The 17,724-nt window shown below is 44.0% G+C and carries 18 protein-coding genes and 1 tRNA gene; 12 read left to right on the top strand and 7 right to left on the bottom strand.

What is annotated here, in order from left to right:
* Positions 1 to 33 precede the first annotated feature (33 nt).
* The 3 genes from B2118_RS01175 to B2118_RS01165 all read left to right on the top strand — a co-directional run bounded on the left by B2118_RS01175 (position 34) and on the right by B2118_RS01165 (position 2,610).
* Positions 34 to 702: a hypothetical protein gene (locus B2118_RS01175; protein ID WP_428052605.1), complete on the top strand. Its 669-nt coding sequence runs from the start codon at positions 34 to 36 to the stop codon at positions 700 to 702.
* 2 nt (positions 703 to 704) lie between these two features.
* A complete protein-coding gene (locus B2118_RS01170) occupies positions 705 to 1,484 on the top strand; it encodes a TRM11 family SAM-dependent methyltransferase (RefSeq protein WP_428052604.1) in 780 nt (259 codons plus the stop codon).
* 61 nt (positions 1,485 to 1,545) lie between these two features.
* A complete protein-coding gene (locus tag B2118_RS01165) occupies positions 1,546 to 2,610 on the top strand; it encodes a DNA adenine methylase (protein WP_428052602.1) in 1,065 nt (354 codons plus the stop codon).
* Positions 2,611 to 2,633: 23 nt separating this feature from the next.
* Here the strand turns inward: B2118_RS01165 and B2118_RS01160 are convergent, their stop codons facing one another.
* Complete coding sequence (locus B2118_RS01160; RefSeq protein ID WP_428052600.1) at positions 2,634 to 3,785, bottom strand: hypothetical protein; 1,152 nt, start codon at positions 3,783 to 3,785, stop codon at positions 2,634 to 2,636.
* 30 nt (positions 3,786 to 3,815) lie between these two features.
* The gene (locus B2118_RS01155; protein ID WP_428052598.1) at positions 3,816 to 5,228 is read right to left on the bottom strand and encodes a KAP family P-loop NTPase fold protein; all 1,413 of its coding nucleotides are present in this window, start codon (positions 5,226 to 5,228) and stop codon (positions 3,816 to 3,818) included.
* Between the two features lie 372 nt (positions 5,229 to 5,600).
* On the opposite strand from B2118_RS01155, the gene B2118_RS01150 reads away from it, so the two are divergent.
* The 3 genes from B2118_RS01150 to B2118_RS01140 are packed head-to-tail and all read left to right on the top strand — an operon-like array spanning position 5,601 to position 7,932.
* Positions 5,601 to 5,942, top strand: coding sequence for a DUF2924 domain-containing protein (locus tag B2118_RS01150; RefSeq protein ID WP_428052596.1), 342 nt, complete (start codon positions 5,601 to 5,603; stop codon positions 5,940 to 5,942).
* A gap of 3 nt (positions 5,943 to 5,945) precedes the next feature.
* Positions 5,946 to 6,338, top strand: coding sequence for a DUF2924 domain-containing protein (locus tag B2118_RS01145; RefSeq protein WP_428052594.1), 393 nt, complete (start codon positions 5,946 to 5,948; stop codon positions 6,336 to 6,338).
* Positions 6,322 to 7,932, top strand: a complete 1,611-nt coding sequence (locus tag B2118_RS01140; RefSeq protein WP_428052592.1) for a recombinase family protein — start codon at positions 6,322 to 6,324, stop codon at positions 7,930 to 7,932. The genes B2118_RS01145 and B2118_RS01140 overlap by 17 nt, the downstream gene beginning before the upstream one ends.
* A gap of 214 nt (positions 7,933 to 8,146) precedes the next feature.
* Here B2118_RS01140 and B2118_RS01135 read toward each other — a convergent pair.
* Positions 8,147 to 8,231, bottom strand: a tRNA-Ser gene (locus B2118_RS01135).
* Positions 8,232 to 8,331: 100 nt separating this feature from the next.
* Here B2118_RS01135 and B2118_RS01130 point away from each other — a divergent pair.
* From B2118_RS01130 to B2118_RS01105, 6 genes are read left to right on the top strand one after another with little or no spacing between them, the layout of a single operon-like run.
* Positions 8,332 to 8,985, top strand: a complete 654-nt coding sequence (locus B2118_RS01130; RefSeq protein WP_428052590.1) for a TatD family nuclease-associated radical SAM protein — start codon at positions 8,332 to 8,334, stop codon at positions 8,983 to 8,985.
* Positions 8,972 to 9,430: a hypothetical protein gene (locus tag B2118_RS01125; protein ID WP_428052588.1), complete on the top strand. Its 459-nt coding sequence runs from the start codon at positions 8,972 to 8,974 to the stop codon at positions 9,428 to 9,430. Before B2118_RS01130 ends, B2118_RS01125 begins: the two co-directional genes overlap by 14 nt.
* On the top strand, positions 9,430 to 9,906 hold the full coding sequence (gene tsaE / locus B2118_RS01120) for a tRNA (adenosine(37)-N6)-threonylcarbamoyltransferase complex ATPase subunit type 1 TsaE (protein ID WP_428052586.1): 477 nt from the start codon (positions 9,430 to 9,432) through the stop codon (positions 9,904 to 9,906). The genes B2118_RS01125 and tsaE overlap by 1 nt, the downstream gene beginning before the upstream one ends.
* Positions 9,885 to 10,580 carry a tRNA (adenosine(37)-N6)-threonylcarbamoyltransferase complex dimerization subunit type 1 TsaB gene (gene tsaB / locus B2118_RS01115; protein ID WP_428052584.1) on the top strand — a complete coding sequence of 232 codons (696 nt, stop codon included), beginning with the start codon at positions 9,885 to 9,887 and terminating at the stop codon, positions 10,578 to 10,580. Before tsaE ends, tsaB begins: the two co-directional genes overlap by 22 nt.
* Positions 10,577 to 11,011, top strand: a complete 435-nt coding sequence (locus B2118_RS01110) for a GNAT family N-acetyltransferase (RefSeq protein WP_428052582.1) — start codon at positions 10,577 to 10,579, stop codon at positions 11,009 to 11,011. The genes tsaB and B2118_RS01110 overlap by 4 nt, the downstream gene beginning before the upstream one ends.
* Entirely contained in the window at positions 11,008 to 12,549 is a 1,542-nt protein-coding gene (locus B2118_RS01105) for a tetratricopeptide repeat protein (RefSeq protein ID WP_428052580.1), read from the top strand. Before B2118_RS01110 ends, B2118_RS01105 begins: the two co-directional genes overlap by 4 nt.
* Before the next feature lie 26 nt (positions 12,550 to 12,575).
* Here the strand turns inward: B2118_RS01105 and B2118_RS01100 are convergent, their stop codons facing one another.
* The 4 genes from B2118_RS01100 to B2118_RS01085 all read right to left on the bottom strand — a co-directional run bounded on the left by B2118_RS01100 (position 12,576) and on the right by B2118_RS01085 (position 17,619).
* Positions 12,576 to 13,196: a thiamine diphosphokinase gene (locus B2118_RS01100; protein ID WP_428052578.1), complete on the bottom strand. Its 621-nt coding sequence runs from the start codon at positions 13,194 to 13,196 to the stop codon at positions 12,576 to 12,578.
* Positions 13,174 to 14,601 (bottom strand): sodium:solute symporter family protein, encoded by a 1,428-nt coding sequence (locus B2118_RS01095; protein ID WP_428052576.1) that lies wholly within the window; start codon positions 14,599 to 14,601, stop codon positions 13,174 to 13,176. The genes B2118_RS01100 and B2118_RS01095 overlap by 23 nt, the downstream gene beginning before the upstream one ends.
* A 43-nt stretch (positions 14,602 to 14,644) precedes the next feature.
* On the bottom strand, positions 14,645 to 16,039 hold the full coding sequence (locus tag B2118_RS01090; protein ID WP_428052574.1) for a YfcC family protein: 1,395 nt from the start codon (positions 16,037 to 16,039) through the stop codon (positions 14,645 to 14,647).
* A 113-nt stretch (positions 16,040 to 16,152) separates the two neighbouring features.
* A complete protein-coding gene (locus B2118_RS01085) occupies positions 16,153 to 17,619 on the bottom strand; it encodes a YfcC family protein (protein WP_428052572.1) in 1,467 nt (488 codons plus the stop codon).
* Positions 17,620 to 17,724 lie beyond the last annotated feature (105 nt).

Here is a 17,724-nt window from a genome sequence, read left to right as displayed (position 1 = left end):
ACAATTTTGGATATCTATATTTGGGGGCTTTTTATGGCTAATCCTTTCAAACCTGGTTCGACGCAATATCAAGATTTTGAGACAATGAAAGATTTAAAGTGGCATTGTACGAAATGCGAACTTAAATCAGGGCAAGCTAAAACTTGGCAAGTATGGCGTCAAGAGCGTGGTATTCAATTAGATACCAATGAGCAGGGCGAGTTTTACAAAAAAATTCACTGTCCCCACTGTAATGCTGTGACTATACATCGTAAATTAAAATCTTTGGAAATTTTGCCCATTACAAAGCAACGCTCTGGTATTCCATCTTCAGTCGCAAAACGCGTAAAACAACTATATAACTTTGAAGAAGCTGTGTTCTTGCGTAAATTAAGCGAACGTGAGCTAGAAGTAGATCACAAATTTCCTCAAATTCGCTGGGCGCAAGATGAGGTCGATAATTCTACATTATCAGATGCAGAGTTGAAAGGTAAATTCATTCTATTGACCCGTTCCAATAATCTGCTTAAATCACGCTTTTGTGAACGGTGTGTGAAGGAAGGAATTAGAGGGCATTTCCCTGGTATTGAATTTTGGTTTGAGGGTAATAAAAAGTGGGCTGGAACATCCAAAACAGACGAAAATGGATGTAAAGGATGTTTTTGGAACGATCCATACGCTTGGAGAGATGCTGTATTGAAAATTTTGAATAAAGGTAAATAACTATGCCTACTTTTAATGATTTGGACCTTAAAAAATGGAAAGAATTGGACGATATAGAAACCGACTCTTTGTGGTTGTTTGACAAAAGGGATAATTCTGGTAAACATAGCGGCTTTTACCACGGAAATTTTATCCCTCAAGTTCCACGTCAACTCATTAAAAGATACACCAAGAAAGGTGATTTTGTTTTAGACCCATTTTTAGGGAGTGGTACAACTGCTTTTGAGTGTGAAACTCTACAAAGAGGGTGTATCGGCATTGAACTTAATCCGGAACTGGTGGATTATGTGAAAGGGAAGGCATCCTCTTCCAAAAACATTCATTGTCTCTGCGGTGACTCTACCGATCCGAAAGTTTTCCAAAAAATTAGTAAACTACTACCTAAAAAGCAAGTAGGGCTTGTTATTTTACATCCACCATACTTTGATATCGTAAAATTCAGCAACAAAAAAACCGATTTATCTAATCAAAAGACTTATCAAGACTTTTTTAGATTGCTCTGCAAGGTTATTGATAATTCATTGACGTTATTACCACCGAAACGCTACTTAGCTATCGTAATTGGAGACAAATATACCAAAGGGGAGTGGATGCCATTAGGTTTTTACTCAATTTTGGCCGCCCAAGGAAGGAAACTAAAACTCAAGAGTATTATCGTCAAGAATATGGAAGGCAATCGCGGAAAGCGGGCCCAGCACACCATTTGGCGTTATCGGGCTCTTGCTAGTGATTACTATATTTTTAAACACGAATATATTTTAATCTTCCAAAAAGAAAAGTAAAATACAAGTACACTTTCATCCGCTAAAATGTTAAAATCTAGGAAGAAGGATACCGCGGATTATGAACTATATTGGAAGCAAATTATCACTCCTAAAATTTATCGACGAGTCCATAGCCAAAGTTGTGGATCCGGACTGTCATACTTTTTGTGATTTGTTTGCTGGTACAGGAGCCGTGGGCCGTTATTTCAAGAAAAAGGGCTATTCTGTTATCGCTAATGATATGCAGTATTATAGTTTTGTTTTAAACAAACAATATATTGCTAACCACCGTCCGCTGACTTTTTCAAAATTATGTGCCAGTTTGCCTACTTTAAAGAAAGTTAAAGTCGGCGACCGTGCCCAAGCAGTATGTGATTTTCTAACTAATCTTCCTGGTAAAAAAGGATTTATTTATAAAAACTATTCCGAAGAAGGGACCGCCAAAAAATCCTTTATAAGGAACTATTTTTCAGCAGAAAATGCCCAAAAATGCGATGCTGTTCGTCAACAAATTGAAACTTGGCGAAATAAAGGCCTAATTACTGAAAATGAGTATTATTTCTTGCTCGCATCCCTTATTGAGTCCGCAGACAAATCAGCGAATACAGCTTCGGTTTATGGGGCTTTCTTGAAAAAGCTTAAACAATCCGCTTTAAAACCTTTGGCTTTACGCCCTGCTAACTTGTTTGTTAATAGCCAAGAACACCAAGTTTTCCAACAGGACGCCAATAAACTAATCAAAACGATTCATCCGGACATTCTGTACTTGGACCCACCGTACAATACGAGGCAGTATGCGAGTAATTATCATCTATTAGAAACTATTGCCAAGTACGATAATCCAAAAATTTATGGTAAAACGGGTTTGCGGGATTATAAAGCCCAAAAATCGTCCTACTGTTCCAAGGCAACGGTTAAAGCGGCCTTTGCAGATCTGATTAAGAATGCCCAAACAAAGTACATTTTCCTTAGCTACAACAACGAGGGGCTCTTATCTCTTGCAGACATTAAGGAAATCTTTGAGAAAAAGGGCACTTACGGATACTTTACCCAAACCTACAATCGTTTCAAAGCCGACAAAAACCGCGATTACAAGGCCTCTAACACTACGGAGTATATGCATTACTGCGTTTGTAAAAACTAGAGTCGCACATCGTTCCCCTGAAATTAAATATCCGTTAAACGAAATCCGCTTTTACGCGGGGTGAAGTGAATTATTTTTATCGGAGATACTTTAATACTGGGACTATTATAGCAACTCCAATCATAAGATTTTATTTTCCCTTCTACCATTGAGAGTTTTTCTTTTGTTTTGGGGAGGGCTTTCGAAATTCCATCGGAAACTATTATAGGCCAAATGTTGGCTTTATACCCCTTTCGCAAATAAATAGGTAACATATACTCTATGATCCAACGAAGATAGCCCTTTAATTGTTCAGTAACTGTTTTGTCTACTTGTTCATCTTTCAATTCGATTAAAGAGATATTTATTTCTTTTTTCTGTTCTTGGAGCGCAATTATGTCAATGCGACGTTTTCCAAAGCTACACATTACTTCATTCCCTATCCAAGAAACAGGACTTGAACTAGGTAATATTTGATTGAATTGTTTGCTTTTTAAGATTCGTATTATCCAAAATTCAAGATAATGCTCAAATGCTTTTTTATTTTGATACTTATAGAGCATATTAGATTCCAATTGAACATCTATATTAAGAGGTTTTTTCTTATACATCACACGGTGAGTACTGGGAATAATTTTTTTCTTCGAATCGTCATAAGTATATTTTTTCGACTGTAATAATTGGTTGTTTTTTTGTAGTTTTTTAAATAAGATAGCATATTCCTGATCGGTAATCATTGTGCACCCTCGATTTCCATCAAGTTTTCGATAAATTAGTGACCAACAGATTTCGTCAGGATATTTTACCCCTTGTAATGAATCCAATGCATCAAATTCAGACAATCCTTTTTCATAAACCTTATAGGGTTTAATTAACAATCGATAGGTTAAAATTTTTCCAAGTTTTTGACCTAAATAATTCTTGTGATCATTGGGATCTAAGAAGAAATCACTTGCAGCTTCGAAAACCCCATAAAATTTGGAAATACCAGTAACAAAAAATATAATTTTATCTCCTTTGCGAATTCTCAAAACATCTGCCATCATTAACACCGACCTTTTCTCATTTTGAGTGTTTATCTTAATCGAATTGTCAAAAATAAAATCAGTTGATATATCAGAAGCGCCTGTCCCTGCAAATTGATATTCCAAATGCAGTTTAAATGTTTGTTCATTTACAATAAACACATGTGCCATATTTCTCTCCTTTGGCTTTTGTACAAAAGATTAGATTAACGAAGCTATCTCTAAGTAGTTAGTTGCTTCTCTCTGCAGAGATTCTTCAAATGCTCCATCTCTATCTTGACGTAATAGTTTATCTAAATACGCCGTTAAAGGTTCTGTTAAAAAATCATTTTGTTTTGACTCGAGAATTCGCAATATTGCCCCTATATCGAGACGTTGTTCAGCAATAAATCTTCGAAATTTTTCATCACTAGAAACAACGGATTTCAACAAAAATGACTCGGACATCTTATGTTTTTTAAATGTAAGAAAAGATTTCTGATCAAATAGGTAAAGTGCTACCAACCATATTGCTAATTCCGGAATAAATATATTGGTTTTAATATCAAGAGACGATATGAATACTCGAAGACGTAAAATTAATTGCTCTTGAGTTCTTAAAGAAAACTGAAAATATTGTGAAAAGATTATCAAAAGATAAAGCATATATCTCATAATTTGTTGATATATTGGACTTCCTTCTCGAAGTTTCAAATTGGTATGCAACGGTACACTAAAAGATGTTGGAGACACTTGACAAAAGGGAAGCACAAGATCAGCAATGTGGATGGTCATCAACATGTTAATAAATTTTTCTGGTGTTGGTTGCGGCAAATAAAAGTCGTAATCAATAAATTTTCGTAAATACTCAGCGGAATGATTTTCTATCTTTTCTCCGTAAAGAACACTAATGGCGCTTTCAATCTGTTCTCTATCTATAGCCAAAACGAATACCATATTGGGAATATTAAAAAAATGTTTTATAGCTTCTAACGTACGAACCGCATAATCGGGTCGACAACGATCTAGTTCATCAATGATAATTACCAATGGTTTTTCAAGTTGAGATGTAAACTTTACTAGCGCCCTCCTTAAATTCTCCTTGGCTTGCTTGATTGCTTGATATTGCGTTGCCGCTGCTGGAGTATTGCGTTTGTTCTTCCTCTCCAGCGCTTTTTCCGTTACAGTAACAATGATTGATGCTCCAGGAATACATTGTTTAGCGAGCTCCTTTCCTAAACTTATAAAAGCTGGGTGAATAAATTTCCAGGCTTCTTTGGCGGTCTTTGTTATTAATGAATTTTTAGATTTTAAGAGATGATTTATTTCTTCCGTAATCTCTTCCAATATGGCTACGAAAGGATCATTTGCCCAGTCCGTTTCCCAAGAATTATATAGCACAGATGTGCATTTTTCTTGCTCTAACAACACCTTTAATCGAGTTAAGAAAAAAGTTTTACCCGTACCATACGGAGAATTAATATTAAATACAAATGGCGATTTAATATTTTTAATAATTTGTACTAGGTGATTTGCTAATTCTTTGCGCTCTAACAAATCATCTTCAAATGAGTGGGCTTGATTCTTAATTTCTTCGAAAGTTTTCTCGTGATGCTTCTGAATAGTAATTTCCATACCTTTGTTACTCCTGCTATTATTAAGTATATGATACTAGTTTTATTGTATTGATGAAAACGATATAAATTCTTTCTGTCAAAAGAATCCGACTAACTCTATCAAGTCATTCGAAATTCATACTCAAAATCGGGTTTTTCAGCTAGTGTGTACCATAAGGGTCCACTAAGAATATACACTTTTTTGCTTTTGCAGACACCGACGAGGAAGTATAAGAAAAAAAACCGCTCTCGACGGAGAACGGGTATATTTTGAAAAGTGCGCCCAACAGGAATCGAACTATTAAATTAATTGACTTGACTTCTCTCCCGATAGTAAGCAGTAATGTGTTACGGGCAATAACCCGTACATCACAAATACAGAGAAGTCAAAATGAAAAAACAAACCAAAAAATCTGTTGTAAAGAAACAACCTAAACCCGTCCAAAGAAAACCCGTCAAGACATTACAAGTTTCCAGCCCAGCAGTAACCAAAGAATTCGCTCTAGTTCTTCAGAGTGAACAACCTACTGCCGGCAAAGCTACCCGTCAAGGACATTTACCCTTCCACCCTGGAGAGCTACTTACAAGACACTTTAAAGGGGCCGATATTGAGGTCAAGGTATTAGAGGATGGGTTTTTATATGCCGGCAAGGAGTATAAGAGTTTAACGGCAGTGGCTGTATGTATTACCGGTTATCCGGTAAGTGGCCCGGCATTCTTTAAGGTGAAATAGGTTATGGCTTGTCATCTTGAAACATCTATAACAGGCGCATGGGATAGGTATGTAAAATTGCCTATTCCAACTATACGCAAGGTTTTACTTAACAAGTATATTGCTTGGTATAAGCAAACCCGAGAAAGTGGTATATCTCCCAAATATGTGTTAAAGCGCATAGAACAGGCTCAAAAGGGTTTTAATCAGCCCCACCGAAAACTCTATTTCAAAGTAGGTACAAAACTCATACGTTCCTATAAAGGGACAAAATATGAGGTTTTAGTAGTTGATGCGGGGTTCCTTTACAAAGGGGATATATACAAGAGTCTTTCGGCTATAGCCCAACTAATTACCGGAGCTCATTGGAACGGTAAAGTGTTCTTTGAAGGCAGTAAATATGTCCGAGGCACATAAGATATTGCGTTGTGCGATCTATACCCGCAAATCCACAGAAGAGGGCTTAGAGTTGCAATTTAACAGTTTACAGGCCCAAAGGGAGGCCTGTGAGGCATATATAAAAAGTCAAAAGCATGAAGGTTGGAAATTGGTACCAACTGAATATGATGATGGGGGTTACTCTGGTGGGAATTTAAATCGGCCGGCTTTACAACGTTTACTTAAAGATATAGCAGATGGGCTGATAGATATCATTGTGGTATATAAGATAGACAGATTGACCCGTAGTTTACATGATTTTAGCAAGATAGTAGATGTATTAGAGGAACGGAACGCATCTTTTGTGTCTATTACACAACATTTTAATACGAGTAGCAGTATGGGGCGGTTAACCCTAAATATGTTATTATCCTTTGCCCAATTTGAACGGGAGATAACAGGGGAACGATTAAGGGATAAGATAGCAGCGAGTAAGAAGAAGGGGATGTGGATGGGAGGGACCCCACCTATGGGTTATAAGCGCAAAGATAAGAAACTTTATCCGGATGAACCCCAGTCGGCTAAAATACAGCTTATATTTGATAAATACAACGAATTAAAAAGTGTACAACGGCTAAAAAAATACTTAGATAGCCAACATATCTACAGCCAGCATGATAGACCGCTTTCTGTAGGGAATTTATACCGCATTTTGCAAAATAGGGCTTATATAGGGGAAGTACCACACAAGGGGGTATGGTATAAGGGTGAACACAAAGGAATTATTGAAATAGGGGTATTTCATAAAGCGCAGGATACCCTACAGGAGCATAGAATTGATAGACAACGATATGAACCACAAAAGAGTTTATTATGCGGTAAACTGTATGATGATAAGGGGAATAGGATGAGCCCTTGTTGGAGTACTGGTAGTAAAGGCAAGAAGTACCGATATTACGTTAGCCAGGCAGTTATTAAGTGCAAGAGCGACAAAATAGGGAAAGTGAGTAAAATATCCCTACTGGAGATAGAAACCTTTATAGATAAGTGGTTTAACAAGCAATTTAAAGAGGATAAATCGGTGTTTGCTAATTTATTAAAAAGTTATAGTGTGAATGACACCAAGCAGATATTAAACAGCATACAAAACAAAACTATAGACCAAGAGACACAAAGGATATTACTAGGACGAGTGTATTTATTGCCCGAAGAAATTACACTTACCATCTATCAAGAGCAGTTATGCGAATATATCCGTTCACTCTACGAAAATAGACCTATTAAAGAACTGTTTAAGGAATCACTCAAAACATCTCTTGTGTTCCATGTTAAATACCATATAGCAGTCATAGACAACGGAGCCAAAGCCATTGTAGGCGAAAGGATAGAAAAGAACACCAATAAAACCTTGGTTCAATTACTCATCCAAGCATTCAATATTAGCCATGATATACTGCAGGGGAAACAAGTTAAAGATCTATGTGAGAAATATCAACTGACAGATAGGTATATGAGAAAGATTTTGACTCTTAGATTTTTACCTGCCAAGGTAATCCTTAGTATTTTAGATGGTACACAAGGACGAGAGATAACAGCTAAACAGTTATTTGAACAGGCCAGTCAACATAAATAGATACAGTATCAGCTCTAGGTAAAAGGCTACTGCCAACATGCGGTAGCCTTTAAGTTTCGGAACTGCGAAAATGAAATTTTGAGCATGGGCGGAAGAAATTCTTGAAATAAACGGGGAAACGGAAAACGAGCATTTAAGATTTAAGTAAAATAAAAAATCCACGACGAGAAAAAAGTTCATCGTGGATTATATCTAATTAATTTACACTAGAGCACGGAGAGGGAGGGATTCGAACCCTCGGTGGATTGCTCCACGCCAGTTTTCAAGACTAGTGCCTTAAACCGCTCGGCCACCTCTCCATTTCTTTTATTTTATTAATTTTCCGCGCCCCTTGCCTAGCCTGTTTTATGCCCGGCGGGCTCCCGGCCAAATTGGTATAATACCTATAAGAGGTATTATATGGAACAACAACCTACGCCTAAAATCGTGTACCGCTTTGGGGACGGCGTATATATCAACTTAACAAACCGCTGCCCCAACTTGTGCGCCTTTTGCATCAAAACCAAGTGGCATATGGATTTTCACGGCAACAATTTGAATTTATCATCCGGCGAGCCCACCGCTAACGAAGTGGTCTGCGCCTTGGAAAAGGAACTTAAAGCCGCCCCGTTTAAAGAGGTGGTCTTCTGCGGTTACGGCGAGCCGACAATGCGCTTAGATATACTTTTGTTTGTGGCGCAAACGCTCAAAGGCTGGATTGCCCAGGCCAAATTTCCGCCCTTTAAAATCCGTTTGAATACAAACGGATTGGGTAATTTAATTAACCATAAAAACATCGTGCCCGAATTGCGCCGCGTGGTGGATATCGTAAACGTCAGTTTGAATGCCGAAAACGAAACTGTCTGGCGCAAAATTGTCCGTCCGGCGCCCGGGTTTGAAGACGGCTATGAGGCCGTGCGCGAATTTATCCGCCTGTGCGCGGCGGCGCATTTTGACCGTTTGGTCGCCAGTTGCGTGGATAAAACCGGGGCGGATGCCCAAGCCGTTAAAAAGGTGGCCGAGGCCGACGGGGCCGTTTTTTATTTAAGGAGTTTTTTGGATGCCCAAGATTAAAAAGCCGGGTGCGCTTTTCGTGCTGTTTTTAATTTTGATAGCAATCGTGCTGACTTGGTTTTTTACCGTGTCGGAGGATTACTATGACTACGCCGCCGATACGATTGAAAGTTCCGCTTCGGTGGCGCCGCTTAATAAAGAAAGCCTGCTCGCAAGCGCAAAACCTGTGCGCCAGCCGTACGATACCGAGGTGAAATACCGCAAATTTTATTTGACGGCCCCCGGTGCGCAAAAGGTGGAACTGTTGGCGGATTTTAACCGCTGGGGCAAGGACCCTATCGTGTTAAAACCGTACCGTAAAGGCTATTTTGAAACCTCCGTCGCGTTGACGGGGGGAGAATATAAGTATGTGTTTTCGGTGGACGGGCAGGAAGTCTTGGACCCCGTAAACCTGGACCGCCGCGAAGTGGACGGCCGTGAAATTTGTATTAAGACGGTGAAATAATGAAAACAGCGGAAATTGCAACTCACTCCCGCGCGCAAACCTTGGCGCTTGCCGAGCGGTTTTCCTCTGCGCTTAAAGGCGGGGAAATTGTCTTTTTGCGCGGGCCTATCGGCGCGGGCAAAACGGTGTTTGTAAAGGGGGTGGCGGCGGCCTTGGGGCTTAAAAGTTCGCCGACCAGCGCCAGTTTCAGTTTGATGAAGGAATACAAAAATAAAAAACACCGCTTGTTCCATATTGATTTATTCCGCTTGGAAGAGGGCGAAGTGTTCAATCTCGGCTTTGAAGAAATGTTAGAGGACGAAAAAGCCATTATTTTGGCCGAGTGGCCGGACCCGATTCGCCATATGTTGCCGGCGGACAGATTAGAAATGGATTTTATTTTAAAAGAAGGCGACGAACGCGTGATTAAATTGCAGTCTTTCGGCCGCGTGTCGGACGCGTTGTTGGAGGCATTATGCAAAGCAGCGAAAAATTAACCTTGGGTATGGACACGTCCGGCTCCCCCTTGCTGCTGACGGCGCAAAAGGACGGTAAAATTTTTTCCGTGCGCAGAAAAGGCGTCAAGCAGGAAAAATTACTCTTCCCCGCGCTGGAAGCCTTGCTTCATAAGGCCGGGGCGCAAATGGAAGACATCGGCCGTATTTTTATCATCCGCGGTCCGGGGCGTTTTACCGGGATTCGCATTTCGCTTACGTTTGCTTCTATGATGCAATTTTTAAATAAAACGCAGGTGCGCGGCGCGACTATGTTTGAGGTGCTCCGCCGTCAGGCCGAAACGTCCCGCGCTTTTGCCGCTTGGCAAAAGGAAAACCCGCAGGGTGCGCTGGCGGTTGTATTGCACGCGTTTAGAGAGGAATATTTTTTACAGATTTTTGACGGCGAGCAAAAGGGCCCGGCTTGGTTGTCCCGCGAGGAATTATTAAGCCGTTTGTCCGGTTATGGCAAACCGCTTTTCTTGGCGGGAAGCGATAAAGACGGCCAGCCCCTTGCCGGACTGGTGGGCCCGCACTATACTTTTGCCGCGGAAAAGGACTGTTTTGTCCGCCCGGCCACCTTGCTGGAAATGGCGCAAGAGGACGCTTGGAGCCAAAACGCGCTGGAACCGCTTTATTTAAAGCCCGCCCGTTTTGAACTGGTGCAACCCAAATGAAGTTACGCCCTGCCGTAGCGTTAGACGCTCCCCGGTTGGCGCAGATAGAAGCGGCCCAGCCGATGAGTGCGCATTGGGGCGAAAAAGGCTTGGCGGGCGAAATCATCCACCCGTTTGCACAGGTGTGGTGCGCGGAGGAAAACGGCGAAATTGTAGGCTTTTTGGCTCTGCGGCTGGCGGCGGGATTTTGCGAGATTTTAAATTTGGCCGTATGGCCGCAATCTTGCCGGCGGGGGATAGGCTTTTTGCTTCTTTCCCGGGCACTTGCCGAGGTGCGCGCCAAGGGCGGGCAGACGGTTACGCTGGAAGTAAATGTACACAACCTCCCGGCCATTTCGCTCTACCAGAAGGCGGGGCTGAAAGAAACGGGCCGGCGGGAAAAATTTTATAACGATACCGATGATGCTCTCATTATGGGGACGGAATTATGAAGAAATTTTTAGTATTGCTTTTGTGCTTGTCGTTTTCGCCCGCGTTTGCGCTGCCGCTTACGGACGAAAGCCGCCAAGAGGTGCGCCAAATAAATGCCTTTTTAAAGGCCGTTTATGCCCAGCGGGCCAATGATTCCGCCACATTTGCTTTGTTGGAGCAAGCCCTAAAACTGTCGCCGGATTCCGCTTACATCAAGCGACTTTTAGTGGCGCAGGCGTTGGCCGACGGCAAGCCCGAACTGGCCAAGCCGTATGATGATTTCGTTCCGGCGGACACCACGGACCCCGAGGATTGGACGGTTTACGGGGCGTATCAGTGGAAATTGGGACAAGTGGACGAGGCCGAAAAAGCCTACGAGAGAGCCCTCGCCCTTGCGCCGGAAAATGCGCAGGTGTTGTACCAATACGCTTCGCTTTTATCTTCTTTGGGCAGTATGCAGGCGGCCAGCAAACTGTTGGAACTGGCTGAAAAATACCCGGCATTGGCGGCGGATATTTACACCACGGCCGGAAACATTTACGGGCGCAGTAAGCAGTACCAGCAGGCCTTGGCGTATTACGATAAGGCCCTTGCCGTGTCGCCCAAGGACCCGGCGGCAATGTTGGGCCGGGCGGAAGTGTACGAAAAAACCTCCCAATATTTTTTAATGCTGCACGAACTGGAAGAGTTGGAAAAAATCGGCTACGGTTCGGCGGCTACTTATTCCCGGATGGGCTCCGTCTTTTTGCTGGTAAAGGATTTGCCCAAGGCCGAAGCGTACTTTTTAAAGGCCAAGGCCGACGATAACGGGGACGTGCCCACCTCGTACTTTTTGGCGTTGCTTGCCGAGCAAAAGGGTGATTATGCCCGCGCTGCTTCGTATGTGCGGGATGCGGCGGACTATAACGAAAACGCTTCCAAATGGGTTCAGGTCAGTTTTTACTTGCAACGCTTGAACCAACCGCAGGAAAGTTTAAATACCTTGGCGCAGGCCTATCAAAAATTTCCGGGCAATGTAGAGGTCGGCTATTTTTACGGCGTGGCCTTAAACGATAATGCCCAATATAAAAAAGCCGCGCGTGTCTTGTCGCAGGTGCTGGATACCAATTCTTCGTACGCGGAAGCGCGTTTGCAATACGCCTACGCGTTGGACGGACTTAAAAAGTATAAGGCGTTGGAAGAACAGTTGGAAATGCTGATAGGGGAAAACCCGCAAAATGCGGCGGCGCTTAATTTGTATGCGTATTCGCTGGCCGAGCGCGGTGTGCGCTTGGATGAGGCGTCTGCCTATGCGGCGCGTGCGCTGGCGGTGAGCCCGCAGGATGCTTCGTTTATGGACACGATGGCTTGGATTTATTTTAAGCAAAATAAACTGGACCAAGCGCGTGATTTGCTGGTTTCTATTGATGAGGAAACAATGTCCGCTAATGCGGAAATTGCCTACCACTATGGGGCGGTTTTAGCCGCGCTGGGGCAGACGGACGAAGCAAAGAAATATTTGGAAATGGCCCGAAACGAAATAAAGGCCGCAGATAAGTTATACAAAAAAATAAAGTAAAAAACGCGCTCTTGTGAGCGCGTTTTTTAATCCTCTATGTAGAGTAGTAAAAAGCCTTTGTCAAAGGTGATTTCTATTTCCGGCTGTTTGGCCACATTGCTTAATGTTTGGCCCGTCCGTCCCAAAGATAAATTGGCGTGTTCTAAGGGGTAAGTAAGCCCTTTTAGGGTTACGTTTTGGCAGTCTGCGGCCGGAATAAGGCTCACGCGTGCCCCCGTGCGGACTGCCTTTTTAACGGAGTGCGTCAGTGGCCAAATCTTCCAGCCCTTGCCCGCCACGCAAATATCCATTTTATCCAAATACGGGTAAACCGATAAAAAATTCCCAAATGTAAAATCCCACCGCCCGCCGACAAACCCCGTCAACGTGCATTGTGTGCATCCGTGCTCGGACAGATAATCAAGCGCTTTTTCCAAATCCGTGTTATTCTGGTTATTTACAAAAATTAATTTCTTCGCTGGAACCAAACTTTTGGCTTGGGGGGAAACCGAATCCAAATCCCCGATAATCACGTCCGGGCGGACCCCGGCGGACAAGGCCCTGTCGGCCCCACCGTCAGCGGCCAAAATCAAATCGGCCTGTTTGGCAAGGTGTTGTAAAAAGGCGGCTTCTTGGGTTTCCCCGTTACCGATAAGTAATGCGCGCAATGGGCGTTCCTCCTCTTTGGCGGAAAATCAGCAGGATGATAAGTCCCGTCAAAATTCCAATGTAAAACGGGTCCAAGGCTTCTAAAACTTCGTGCTTGGGGATAAAACGCCAAGCCGTCATCGTGGCCGCGCTGGTAAGTGAGGACGCTACAAACAAACGGTCGCTAATCCGGCCCGGATACAAATATCCCATTAAAATCGGCACCAATAAACAGGCGGAAAAGTACGAGCCCAACACAAGCCAAATTTCCTTAAAACTGCCGTGGAAAATATGCGCCATAAAAATAGCCAAGGCCCCCACCAAAAAAATAGCCACGCGGTTGGAGAGCACAATGTTTTTAACGCGGAAGCGCAGCAGGTCAAAACTTAATGTATTAGAGGCGATGAATAAAAAGGAGTTTAACGTGGAAAGGATGATGGACAAAATCCCGGCCACAAAAAAACCCTTTAAGCCCACGGGCAGTAACTGGATAGCGTAAAAGAAATACGCCTGCCCCGGTTCGGCCTGCGGCAAAACGGCCCGCGCATATAAAGAGCCCGCCGTGGTGCATAAGTCAAAGCAGAACCAAATAAAGGTGGAAATCAAAATGCCCTTTTTAACAACGGCCGGACTTTTGGCTGCAAAGCAGCGTTGGTAAAAGCTGGGGTCAATAAGCGTAGAGAGCGCGATAAAACCCCAAATAAGCGTGTTGAGCCACGAATTGCCCCCGGTAAGGGTAAAGTGCGAGGCGGGCAAATTAGCCTTTAAAAAGGAAAGGCCGCCAAAGGTTCCTACGGAAAACAGCACCACCAGCAGCACCGCGCTACACATTACAAAAAATTGCACCAAGTCGGAAAACACCACCGAGCGGAACCCGCCCCACGCGCTGTAAAGCCCTGTAAAAAGCGTCCCCAGCACCATACCGGGCAGTACGCCAATGCCAAACACCATATGCAAAAACATCCCTAAACTAAGCACATACGCCACCGGGGTAATATAAAAAAAGGTAAATACAGCGGCCACTTTGGCGGATTTGGGGCCGAACATTTGGCCCGTTAAATCGGGCAAGGTAACGGATTTAAAGCGGGCGATTTTATCGGTAATAAAAAAGGCGAAAATTAAGTAAGAAATATACCAAAACGCCCCTTGCGTAACAAAGTTATAAATGCCGTAGTTAAATGTAATTTCGTTCACGCCGAAAATTCCGCCGTACCAAGTGGCAACCAAGGTAGCCACAAACAGCGGGAGCGTAAGTTGCCGTCCCATTAACAAATAGTCCAGCGCGCCGGCGGGTTTAGCCGCTTGCTTTTTATTTAACCTGCGGATGCCGTATACCGCGGCGGCCACGGTGGCGGAGAGCACGGCAAAAAAGACCGCCCAGTCCAGCCAATGGAAATAAGAAATGGTTTTTAGTTCGTTTAACATATTTTAAAAAGCCCCTTGGCGGGCCAAGGGGCTTATTGTCATTTTACCAAATATAGTAGGCGGGTATCAGCAGCAGCATAGAGAGTACAATTAAAATAATCTCTAATTTCATAAACCACTTTACCCACGCCGGATAAGATATCCCGGCCAAGGCCAAGGCCCCCATTGTAACGGGAGCGGTGGGGATAATCGGGTTGCCCCAGCCTTCCCCAAACTGGTAGGCCAAAATGACCGTTTGGCGCGACACGTTTACCAAGTCGCCCAGCGGCACCATAATCGGCATTGTCAGCACCGCTTGGCCGGAGCCGGAAGCGATAAAGAAGTTCAGTACCGTTTGGATGATAAACATCGCCTGCGAGGCCATAATCGGGTGCAGGCTGCCCACGCTTTGGGTCATAAGGTGCAGGAAAGTATCCAAAATATGCCCGTTGGTGGCTACAATTACGATAGAGCGCGCCAGCGCCATTAAAATACATACGCCCATCATAGATTTGGCGCCGTCAATAATCGCATCGGTCGTTTGGTCCAGCGTCAGTTTGCCAAAGTACGCGCTGGCAATAGACACGCCTAAAAACACCGCGGCAATTTCAATCATATACCATTGGTAGCGGATAACGCCATAGAATAAAATGCCCATACCGATAATAAACGAAGCAATTACCAGTTTGTGCGCGCGGGTTAAGCGGAAGGATTCGTCCACTATCACGTCATTGATGATTTTCAGTTCGGCGCGTTTTTCCAAGTCCATTTTATAGGTTAAACTCTTGGTGGGGTTTTTGCGCACGCGTTCGCCGTACCAGGTAAAGAACCCCGCCACCACAGACGTAAAGACGAACCAAATCAGCAGGCGGTATTGCCAGCCGGAATACATCGGCAGTTGGGCAATCGTTTGCGCGATGCCGACGGTGAACGGGTTTACAAACGCCGACGAAAACCCGGTAAACGCGCCGATAAACGGGATAGACATACCGACTACGGTGTCATACCCCAGCGATAGCGCGAGCGGAATAAAGATAGGGATAAAAATAAGCGTTTCTTCTTCCATACCGAACAAGGCTCCGCATAGCGAAAACAGAAACATACATACGGGTATGAACAGTTTTTTGTAACGGGGCTTGTTGGAAAAGAACAGACTGACCTTTTTAATCATCGTATTGATAGCGCCCGTGCGTTCAATAATCGTAAACAGCGCACCCACTACCAAAATAAACGCGATGATTTCCGCGCATTGGGTGAACCCTTCCACCGGGGCGGCTAACACGTCGCCTACGCCTTGGGGGTTGCGGTCCACTTGGTGATAAGAACCGGCCACCGCATAGGTGCGGCCGTCCTGTTCCAAGCGGTCGTATTGGCCGGAGGGGACAATCCAAGTCAGCGCGGCCACGAACAGCATAATGGAGAACACCAAAAAATAGGTGTTACACAGCATTTTTTTCATTTACTTTTGTTTTCCTCTTTTTAGGTACGGCATTTTTTTAATAAAAAACGCCCCGCCGGCTCAAACAAGGATTTTTATATTAAAATCCAAAAATTGCGGCGGGACGTAAAAAATTATTGCCACTTCATAAAATACGGCGGCACTAACAGCAAGAACGACAGCAAATACATCACAATTAACAAAGGCAGCATCCATTTCAGCCATTTCGGATACGCAATGCGCGCAAAACCGATAGCCGCAATGGTTACAGGGTCGGTCGGGATGACCATATTCATCCAACTGCCGCCCAACTGGAAGGCCAGCACCATCGTTTGGCGCGTAATGCCGATAAGGTCGGCCAACGGGGCCAAAATCGGCATCGTCAGCACGGCCTTGCCGCTGCCCGAGGGGATAAAGAAGTCAATCACCGTTTGCAGCATCATCGCCGCCCACGAGGCACACACCGGGTGCAAATGTTTGATAGCGGCGGACATCCAGTTAAGCATTGTGTCCAAAATATGCCCATTGTTGGCGATAATTACGATCGCTTGTGCAAAGCACAAAAGCATTGCAATTTCCGCCATACCGCGCACGCCGTCAAAGAACGCGTCGGTAAATTTTTGCATATTCATTTTGCCCAAAAATCCGCACAAAAAGCCCACGCCCAAGAATAAGGCGGCAATTTCGGTAATGTACCAGCCCTCGGCTTCCAAGTGCAGGATTTCCATTAAATCCACGCCCCACATCCCTTTAATCATTTCGCAGATTTGGGGTTTTAACACGCCGATAACCAGCCCCACCATCCCTAGGCCAAAGGCTAAGAGCACCCATTTTTGGCGGCGGGTCATTTTGGTTTCTTCTTTATTGAGTTTTAATTCTTTGCGTTTTTCAATATCAAACTCATAAGTTAAACTTTTGGTCGGGTCCTTGCGGATTTTGCGCGCATACACGCTTAACCAACTGATAACTACCGTCGTGCAGATAATCCAAATGGTAAAGCGGTATCCAATGCCGGAATACAGCGGCACTTGGGCAATCCCCTGCGCGATACCCACGGTAAACGGGTTGGTAAACGCGGCCGCAAAGCCTACGCCCGCGCCGATAAACGGAATTGCGGTACCGAGGGCGGAGTCGTAGCCCAGGGATAGAGCCAAGGGGATAAAAATCGGGATAAAGATAAGGGCTTCTTCGCACATACCAAAGGTCGCCCCGCACAACGAGAATACAATAATCCCAAGCGGAATAAACAGAAAGCGCAGTTTGGGTTTGCGTTGGAAAAATCCGCTGGCGGCCTGAATACCGGCGGCAATCGCGCCTGTTTTTTCCACCACGGAAAGCACCCCGCCGATAACAAGCAGAAATACAATTACCTCTGCCGTGTTGGAAAAGCCTTTAATGGGGGCTTTTAACACGTCAAACAAACCTTGCGGGTTGGCCGGCACCGCGTGATACGTTCCGGCTACGACGACCTGGCGGCCGTCCACGTCCATTTTGTCATAGGCGCCGCTGGGCACAATCCAGGTCAGCGCGGCCACCACCGCTACGATAGATAAAATAATAGCGAAGGTGTTGAGTTTAATTTTGGACAGAATTTTAGACATTTCCTTCTGTTTTTCCTCTGTTTATGTGAATTAAATAACAAAGATATATTTTACTAAATACGCTTTATGAGTGGTACATTTATTTTTGTAATTTTCCGCTTGTCC

The sequence above is a fragment of the Candidatus Avelusimicrobium stercoris genome (genome assembly GCF_002437085.1).
GTDB lineage: Bacteria > Elusimicrobiota > Elusimicrobia > Elusimicrobiales > Elusimicrobiaceae > Avelusimicrobium > Avelusimicrobium stercoris.
The sequence above is the reverse complement of the archived record's forward strand: the minus strand, read 5'-3'. Positions and strand labels throughout refer to the sequence as shown.

Coding starts and splice junctions, on each gene's coding strand:
- tsaB (WP_428052584.1), top strand. CDS start 9,885: ATGCAAAGCAGCGAAAAATTAACCTTGGGTATGGACACGTCCGGCTCC.
- B2118_RS01095 (WP_428052576.1), bottom strand. CDS start 14,601: ATGTTAAACGAACTAAAAACCATTTCTTATTTCCATTGGCTGGACTGG.
- tsaE (WP_428052586.1), top strand. CDS start 9,430: ATGAAAACAGCGGAAATTGCAACTCACTCCCGCGCGCAAACCTTGGCG.
- B2118_RS01125 (WP_428052588.1), top strand. CDS start 8,972: ATGCCCAAGATTAAAAAGCCGGGTGCGCTTTTCGTGCTGTTTTTAATT.
- B2118_RS01155 (WP_428052598.1), bottom strand. CDS start 5,228: ATGGAAATTACTATTCAGAAGCATCACGAGAAAACTTTCGAAGAAATT.
- B2118_RS01145 (WP_428052594.1), top strand. CDS start 5,946: ATGGCTTGTCATCTTGAAACATCTATAACAGGCGCATGGGATAGGTAT.
- B2118_RS01150 (WP_428052596.1), top strand. CDS start 5,601: ATGAAAAAACAAACCAAAAAATCTGTTGTAAAGAAACAACCTAAACCC.
- B2118_RS01105 (WP_428052580.1), top strand. CDS start 11,008: ATGAAGAAATTTTTAGTATTGCTTTTGTGCTTGTCGTTTTCGCCCGCG.
- B2118_RS01175 (WP_428052605.1), top strand. CDS start 34: ATGGCTAATCCTTTCAAACCTGGTTCGACGCAATATCAAGATTTTGAG.
- B2118_RS01090 (WP_428052574.1), bottom strand. CDS start 16,039: ATGAAAAAAATGCTGTGTAACACCTATTTTTTGGTGTTCTCCATTATG.
- B2118_RS01085 (WP_428052572.1), bottom strand. CDS start 17,619: ATGTCTAAAATTCTGTCCAAAATTAAACTCAACACCTTCGCTATTATT.
- B2118_RS01130 (WP_428052590.1), top strand. CDS start 8,332: ATGGAACAACAACCTACGCCTAAAATCGTGTACCGCTTTGGGGACGGC.
- B2118_RS01110 (WP_428052582.1), top strand. CDS start 10,577: ATGAAGTTACGCCCTGCCGTAGCGTTAGACGCTCCCCGGTTGGCGCAG.
- B2118_RS01165 (WP_428052602.1), top strand. CDS start 1,546: ATGAACTATATTGGAAGCAAATTATCACTCCTAAAATTTATCGACGAG.
- B2118_RS01160 (WP_428052600.1), bottom strand. CDS start 3,785: ATGGCACATGTGTTTATTGTAAATGAACAAACATTTAAACTGCATTTG.
- B2118_RS01140 (WP_428052592.1), top strand. CDS start 6,322: ATGTCCGAGGCACATAAGATATTGCGTTGTGCGATCTATACCCGCAAA.
- B2118_RS01170 (WP_428052604.1), top strand. CDS start 705: ATGCCTACTTTTAATGATTTGGACCTTAAAAAATGGAAAGAATTGGAC.